The 7,538-nt window shown below is 40.5% G+C and carries 6 protein-coding genes; 5 read left to right on the top strand and 1 reads right to left on the bottom strand.

Annotation, left to right across the window (positions count from 1 at the left end):
* The first annotated feature begins 365 nt into the window (after positions 1–365).
* Positions 366–941 carry a histidine phosphatase family protein gene (locus WAM07_RS06710; RefSeq protein WP_422165763.1) on the top strand — a complete coding sequence of 192 codons (576 nt, stop codon included), beginning with the start codon at positions 366–368 and terminating at the stop codon, positions 939–941.
* Between the two features lie 36 nt (positions 942–977).
* Here the strand turns inward: WAM07_RS06710 and WAM07_RS06705 are convergent, their stop codons facing one another.
* Entirely contained in the window at positions 978–1,388 is a 411-nt protein-coding gene (locus WAM07_RS06705; protein ID WP_422165762.1) for a VOC family protein, read from the bottom strand.
* Between the two features lie 172 nt (positions 1,389–1,560).
* Here WAM07_RS06705 and WAM07_RS06700 point away from each other — a divergent pair, with 172 nt between their 5' ends.
* From WAM07_RS06700 to hpaB, 4 genes are all read left to right on the top strand, one after another.
* Positions 1,561–2,493, top strand: a complete 933-nt coding sequence (locus tag WAM07_RS06700) for an aldo/keto reductase (protein ID WP_422165761.1) — start codon at positions 1,561–1,563, stop codon at positions 2,491–2,493.
* 426 nt (positions 2,494–2,919) lie between these two features.
* Entirely contained in the window at positions 2,920–4,512 is a 1,593-nt protein-coding gene (gene aceB, locus WAM07_RS06695; protein WP_422165760.1) for a malate synthase A, read from the top strand.
* 14 nt (positions 4,513–4,526) lie between these two features.
* A complete protein-coding gene (aceA, locus tag WAM07_RS06690; protein WP_422165759.1) occupies positions 4,527–5,822 on the top strand; it encodes an isocitrate lyase in 1,296 nt (431 codons plus the stop codon).
* Between the two features lie 118 nt (positions 5,823–5,940).
* A complete protein-coding gene (hpaB, locus tag WAM07_RS06685) occupies positions 5,941–7,377 on the top strand; it encodes a 4-hydroxyphenylacetate 3-monooxygenase, oxygenase component (protein ID WP_422165758.1) in 1,437 nt (478 codons plus the stop codon).
* The last annotated feature ends 161 nt before the right edge of the window (positions 7,378–7,538 follow it).

Here is a 7,538-nt window from a genome sequence, read left to right as displayed (position 1 = left end):
GATCAACGTTAATTCCGAGTCTGTCCAGGGGGATAAACGCCGCTATAGAAGCATTTAGGACGATTTCAGGTTTCCCGTTTTTCCTATTAGCAGGGGTCCGTTCACAAGAAATCGCAGGGCTGGTGGGGAAATGAGGAGACTCCCGCGGGAGAAGGAGCTAGGCAAGACCCCACAAGGAGTGATAACGACTGAGGAGGCTTGCCAGTTCTCCCGCAGGAAAGCGACTTATTTCCCAACCAGCCCTCCTCCTTTTAACGTCACGGACCCATTTATCTCGAAACTGAGTCTTAAACAAACGGGAGCTTTTCTTTAACTATTAACCTTGAGATTTAATAGAGCGAATTATAAGGAGGTAGTGAGATAAAATGACTAAAATAGGATTGATCCGTCATGGAAGTACACCTTGGAATAAAGAAAAACGTGCTCAGGGAAAGTCGGACATACCTTTAAACCAAGAAGGAATAAGTGATGCTGAAAAGCTTGCGGTGCGGTTACATACAGAAGAATGGGAAGTGCTATACTCAAGTCCATTAAAGAGAGCTTCTCAAACGGCACAGATTATTTCCAATCGGCTGGGCTTGGAAGTCAGTTATGATATCCGCATGCAGGAGGTTGACGGCGGTCTAATTGAAGGAACCACCGAGGAAGAAAGAATTGAAAAATGGGGAAGCGGCTGGCGGGAACTCGACCTGGGAATTGAGAAAAAAGAAAGAATTAAGGAACGAGGAATGTCTGTCATTAATGAGCTAGTGAAAAGAAATACCGGGAAAAATATTTTAGTGGTTAGTCATGGTGCTTTAATCAGTCATTTAGTAAGAGAACTTGATCCTGTAAAACTACGAAAAGAACATATGAAAAATACTTCCATTACAGAAGTTACATTAGAACAAGGTCATTGGTCTTGTAAATTGTTTAATTGTACAAAACATTTAGAGATCTAGAAAAGAGCGGCTCTACTTTCGAGCTGCTCTTTTTAATCATTCATATGAGTAGTTTAAATCCCAAATGATTCCGTAGTGATCTTTTACTTTTGCAAAAGTAGCATTCCAAAATGTGTCTTGGAGTTCCATAAGTACTGTACCTTTTTCTTTCAGGCGATCATAAAGAGTCTGAATCTCATCCTTATTTTCAAGTTCTAGCGCCAGGGAAATATTATTTCCTATAGTTACGGAGTTTTCACGAAAAGAATCTGAAACCATAAAGGAAAAGCCGTCCTTCTGAAAATGTGCATGCATGATGCGGTTTTCCATGCCTTCGGGTGTTTCAAAATCAGCATCTCCAAAGGTTTGTCTGGCAGTAACTTCTCCTTGAAAGACCTGAGTGTAATAGTCCAAAGCTTCTGCAGCGTCACCATTAAAGGTAAAGTATGGGGTGATTTGATATTTCATTTGATCCCTCCTATGTGAAGTGTTCAATCTGTTTTAACTATAATCGATATTAAGCGTGGAAGTCACTCTTTTTTCAATAGTTTCAGTGGATGTGCTTAAAAGCCAGTGTGGTGTTTCTATTTTATAATAACGTGGTATGAGAATAGAAGAATTGATAAAGGAGATGAGAATAATGGACAAATTGGTGAACCTTGGAAAATCAGGTTTATCCGTCAACCCAATAGGATTGGGTACTAACGCTGTAGGCGGTCATAACATATATCCAAATCTTGATGAAGAAGCTGGTAAAGATGTGGTGCGTACGGCGCTTGAGAATAATATGAACTTCTTAGATACAGCTTTTATTTATGGCCCAAAGCGTTCTGAGGAGTTAGTGGGTCAAGTTATCAAAGAGCAGGGAAACCGTGAGGAGGTCGTACTAGCCACTAAAGGTGCACATGAATTTAAAGGAGAAGATGTTGTTATTAACAACTCGCCTTCTTTTCTAAAAGAGGCAGTGGAAGGAAGTCTGGATCGTCTTCAGACGGATTACATTGATTTATTTTATATACATTTTCCAGATGATCATACACCAAAAGATGAAGCTGTGGGAGCTTTAAAAGATATGAAGGATCAAGGTAAAATTCGTTCCATAGGAGTGTCGAACTTTTCAGTCGATCAGTTGAAAGAAGCGGATAAAGATGGATATGTAGACGTAATTCAGGGAGAATACAATCTGTTTAAACGAGAAGCAGAAAAGGAGATGCTTCCTTACACAGCCCAGAATGGTATTTCATTTGTACCTTATTTCCCATTTGCTTCTGGTCTGCTAACAGGGAAATATAACGAAGATACAACATTCGATGATTTTCGTGCCAAAAACCCGTTGTTCCAGGGCGAAGAATATAGAAAGAATTTGCAGAAAGTCGAGCAGCTGAAAGAGATAGCACACTCTAAAAATGTAGAGGTTCCAAACCTTGTGCTAGCTTGGTATTTAACTCAGGACTCGCTTGATGCTGTGATCCCGGGTGCTAAAAAAGTAGACCAAGTAACAAACAACTTAAAAACACTGGATGTAGAGCTATCTTCAGAGGAAGTAAAGAAAATACACGAAATTTTTGCTTAATAAAATGCCTGCCATTCTTGGCAGGCATTTTTAGGCTGTTGAGAATTTAGAGCTCCATATAGCCAATGAAACCCGTTATTTCCTGGGTTTTGAGGGTGATCTATTTTACATCATCTGCCTATTTGTATAGAATTTTCAAAAAACTGTTGCAAAACAAGCTATTACATCGTAAACTGTATCATAACAGTTAAAGGTTAATGATACTGTTATACAAAAAAAGGAGGAATTTAATAATGAATAAGAAAAATCAAACGGTTTCTGTTCCATGTCCGCAATGTGGTGCTGAGGTGAAAGGTCATCATTATACTTACATGATGGAATGCGATCGGTGTCTATCTAAGAAAGCTGAATAAAATTATGTCATTTCTGTTATATAACAAATAATATATTATATAACTTATATATAACAAAAAGAGGGGGTTCGTAATGGAAACAAAGTTATCCGGAATCAAGGTGGAAGGCCACCTTGATCCAGGTTTTGAAGAAATATTAAACCAAGAAGCTCTGGCTTTTCTAGAATCTTTACATCTACACTTCGAAGAGAGACGAAAGCAATTATTAGAAAAAAGGGAAGAAATTCAATCAAAGTTAGATCGCGGGGAAAGACCAGGTTTTCTTAAAGAAACGGAATGTATCCGCCAAGGGAACTGGCAGATAAGTGATCTGCCAAAAGATTTAAAAGATCGAAGGGTAGAAATTACCGGTCCCGTTGATCGTAAGATGGTCATTAATGGTCTGAATTCTGGAGCAAAAGTATTTATGGCAGACTTTGAGGATGCCAACTCGCCCACGTGGTCGAATACGATTCACGGGCAGATTAATTTGCGGGACGCGATTCAGAAAACCATTACTTTTCAAAATGAAAAAGGAAAGTTGTATCAACTGGATGAACAAACTGCTGTGCTTATGGTACGACCGAGAGGCTGGCACCTGGAGGAAAAGCACTTAACCTATCAAAATAAAGCGATTTCTGGAAGCCTGGTTGACTTCGGATTGTATTTTTTCCATAACGCTAAACAGCTTATAAAGAACGGTTCAGGCCCATACTTTTATTTGCCTAAACTGGAGAATTATAAGGAAGCAAGATTATGGAACGATATTTTTGTTTACGCTCAGAACTACATGAACATTCCTCAAGGAACCATCAAAGCAACGGTATTATTGGAAACGATCCTAGCCGCTTATGAAATGGATGAAATATTGTATGAATTAAAGGAACACTCTGCAGGTCTTAACTGCGGACGCTGGGATTATATCTTCAGTTTCTTAAAGAAATTCCGTCATGATCCATCGATGATACTTCCGGACCGTTCAGAAGTAACGATGACCGTTCCATTTATGCGAGCTTATTCTCTATTGACCATTCAAACCTGTCATAATCGTTGTGCTCCTGCGATGGGCGGCATGGCAGCTCAAATACCTGTAAAAAATGATCCAACCAAGAATGAAGCTGCTTTTCAAAAAGTAATAGCTGACAAGAAACGAGAAGTCCAGGACGGACATGATGGGACCTGGGTGGCTCATCCTGGAATGGTTCAGGCGGCCATGGAAGTATTCAATGAGGAAATGCCGGAACCCAATCAAATCAGTAAAACGAAAGAGAAGATTACAGTTTCAGCAGCAGACTTACTGCAAGTTCCTCAAGGGGAAATTACAGAAGAGGGATTACGAACAAATATTAATGTGGGGATTCAGTACATTGCTTCATGGCTCGCTGGAAAAGGAGCTGCGCCGATTCATCATTTGATGGAAGACGCTGCAACAGCTGAAATATCAAGGGCTCAAGTGTGGCAGTGGATCCGTCATCCAAAAGGTACATTGAATGACGGACGCACAATTACGTTTGAACTTTACGATAAGTTAAAAGAAGAAGAAATAGAGGCTATCCGACAAGAAGTAGGGGAGGATTTTTTCAAAAAGAGGCCATATAAAGAAGCTGAAAAACTATTCGACACCTTAATTAGAAATGATGAGTTTGAAGACTTTTTAACTATTAAAGCTTATGAGCAGTTATCTTGAGGGGGATGAGCGGAATGATGAATGAAAGAGCAGAAAAACTAAGAAATCAGTGGCAGGAAGAAGAACGTTGGAGCGGCGTGTTACGTCCATATGAGCCAGAAGACGTTATCCGTTTAAGAGGGTCTATGGATATCCAACATACACTCGCTGAAAAAGGTGCCGAAAAATTGTGGAACCTTCTACATGAAGAAGACTATGTTCACGCCTTGGGTGCTTTAACCGGTAACCAGGCTATGCAGCAAGTAAAAGCCGGACTTAAGGCTATTTACCTAAGTGGATGGCAGGTAGCAGCGGATGCTAATTTGTCGGGACACATGTACCCTGATCAAAGCTTGTATCCTGCAAACAGCGTGCCTCAGGTAGTTAAAAGAATTAATCAGGCATTACAGCGTGCAGACCAGATTCATCATATGGAAGGAAAGCACGAAATTGACTGGTTCGCCCCTATTGTTGCGGATGCAGAAGCGGGTTTTGGGGGACAGCTGAACGTTTTTGAATTAATGAAAGGAATGATAGAAGCAGGAGCATCGGCCGTCCACTTCGAAGATCAGCTATCCTCAGAGAAGAAATGCGGCCACCTTGGCGGTAAAGTTCTTCTGCCTACTCAAACCGCTGTTCGAAATTTAATTTCTGCTAGGTTTGCAGCGGACGTAATGGGTGTTCCAACTATTATTATAGCGCGAACAGATGCGAATGCAGCGGATCTTATCACAAGTGATGTGGATGGAAGTGATGCAGAATTTCTTACAGGAGAAAGAACAGCGGAAGGTTTTTATAAAACGAAAGCGGGTATAGATCAGGCGATTTCAAGAGGGTTAGCTTATGCCCCTTATGCAGACTTAGTATGGTGTGAAACCTCGGAACCAAACATAGAAGAAGCTAGAAAATTTGCGGAAGCCATTCATGAGAAATATCCTGGTAAACTTCTTGCCTACAATTGTTCGCCTTCTTTTAATTGGAAGAAAAAACTGGATGACGAAACGATTGCCAATTTTCAACGGACACTTGGTGAGATGGGTTATAAATTTCAGTTTGTAACTCTTGCAGGTTTTCACGCGCTAAATCACGGTATGTTCGAATTAGCGAGACAATATAAAGACCGCGGTATGGAAGCTTATTCTGAATTGCAGCAAGCGGAATTCAGCAGTGAGGCTTACGGATATTCAGCTACCCGACACCAGCGGGAAGTAGGAACTGGCTATTTTGATGAAGTAGCTCAAATTATTTCAGGAGGTACGTCTTCCACTACTGCATTAAAAGGCTCTACCGAATCCGAACAATTTACGACGGAAACAGTATCTCAGTCCTAACCTTCAAGCCCACCTTATAGGTGGGCTTTTTGTAGGAGATTTTTCACATAATCTTAACAAAGTAATAAGGTATGTTATCGACTGTTTTTGTATGTACGTAAGCAAAGGGAGTGATTACATGCCTGCTATATCAGGTGATGAGTACAAGGAAAGAGTGGATCGGGTAAACGCGGAAGTTTGGCTGGACGGAGAAAGGATTGCGGGAAGAATATCAAGTCATCCTGCATTTAAGGGAGTAATCCAGACTCAGGGCGAGCTTTATGATTTACAGTTGCATCCTGGAAATATAGAAGAATTGACTTTCACGTCAGATACCAGTGGAAATAAGATTGGTACCTCTTACTTAATTCCGAAAACAAAAGAAGATCTTGAAAAAAGAAGAAAGATGATTCAATGCTGGGCACGCCATTCCGGCGGTTTATTAGGGCGGAGTCCTGACTATATGAATACAGTGCTTGCATCCTTTGCCGCTTCGGCAGATTTATTGAAAGGGGAAGCTAATTGTTATCCTGATCGTTTATTATCCATCTATGAGGAAGCGCGTGAACAAGATCTTACCTTTACGCATACATTTGTAAATCCTCAGAATAATCGTGGGAAACTGGCTTTTCTTGATGAAGATGTAACGAATGCCCGAATCGTGAAGCGAACCAAAGAGGGGATAATTATTAAAGGAGCAAAACTGCTGGCCACTCAGGGCGGCATAACAGATCAAATCATTGTTTTTTCTGCCCCTGGAGTTCAAGATAGCGCTCACGCTTATGGTTTTTCAATTCCCAGCAATACTAAAGGATTGAAGTATATTTGCCGGGAATCCTTCTGTCATGACCATTCCTCTTATAATTCTCCTCTCTCCTCTAAATTTGATGAAATGGATACGGTTGTAATATTCGATGATGTACTTGTTCCGTGGGAGAGAGTATTCCTGCATGATAATATACGCGCGGCTGATAAATTTTATAAAAAAGGTAAATTTGTTCCATTTACGCTCCATCAGATTATTTCCAGACAAATTGTTAAATTAGAGTTTCTATTAGGCATCGCTCACCAAATTGTGGAGACCATCAATATAGGAGAATATCAGCATGTTCAGGCCAAAGTGGTTGAAATTGTAAAAGGTTTGGAGAGTTTAAAAGCTTTGCTACACTATTCAGAATACCAGGCTGAAACAGACAATAGTGGAACAATGGTACCCTCTGTTCAGCCTCTATATGTGGCGATTAATCAAACTCAGGAATTGTATCCTCGATTAATTGAAATCATTCAACTGATAGGTGCAAGCGGATTAATGACTATTCCTCACGAAGAAACGTTCAATTCAATCGTAGGTGAAGAGTTAAACCATTACTTGAGAGCTGGGGATTGGAAAGGCAAGGACAAGGTAGCGTTATTCAGGTTAGCATGGGATCTGACTATGAGCTCGTTCGGTTCGAGACAGACGCTTTATGAGCGGTTCTTTTTTGGAGATCCGATCCGTATTTCTCAAACCATTTATCAGATGTATGACAAAAAACCTTCGATCTCATTAGTTTCAAGGTTTCTAAAAGAAAGCTGACGGGCAAGCGTCAGCTTTTATCTTTTAGTATTACTTTTTTAGCTTTTTGTTCAAATTGGGAATCTGGCTGCTGATCGGCGATGTCCTCCGTCAAACCTTGAGGGTTCACCGTTTTAGGAGCCTTTCTTTTATTGGCATTACTTTTCTTGCTCATCGTTTAA

This window comes from Halobacillus sp. (genome assembly GCF_049282395.1).
Classification (GTDB): Bacteria; Bacillota; Bacilli; order Bacillales; family Halobacillaceae; genus Halobacillus.
This window is presented reverse-complemented; position numbering and strand designations above follow the sequence as displayed.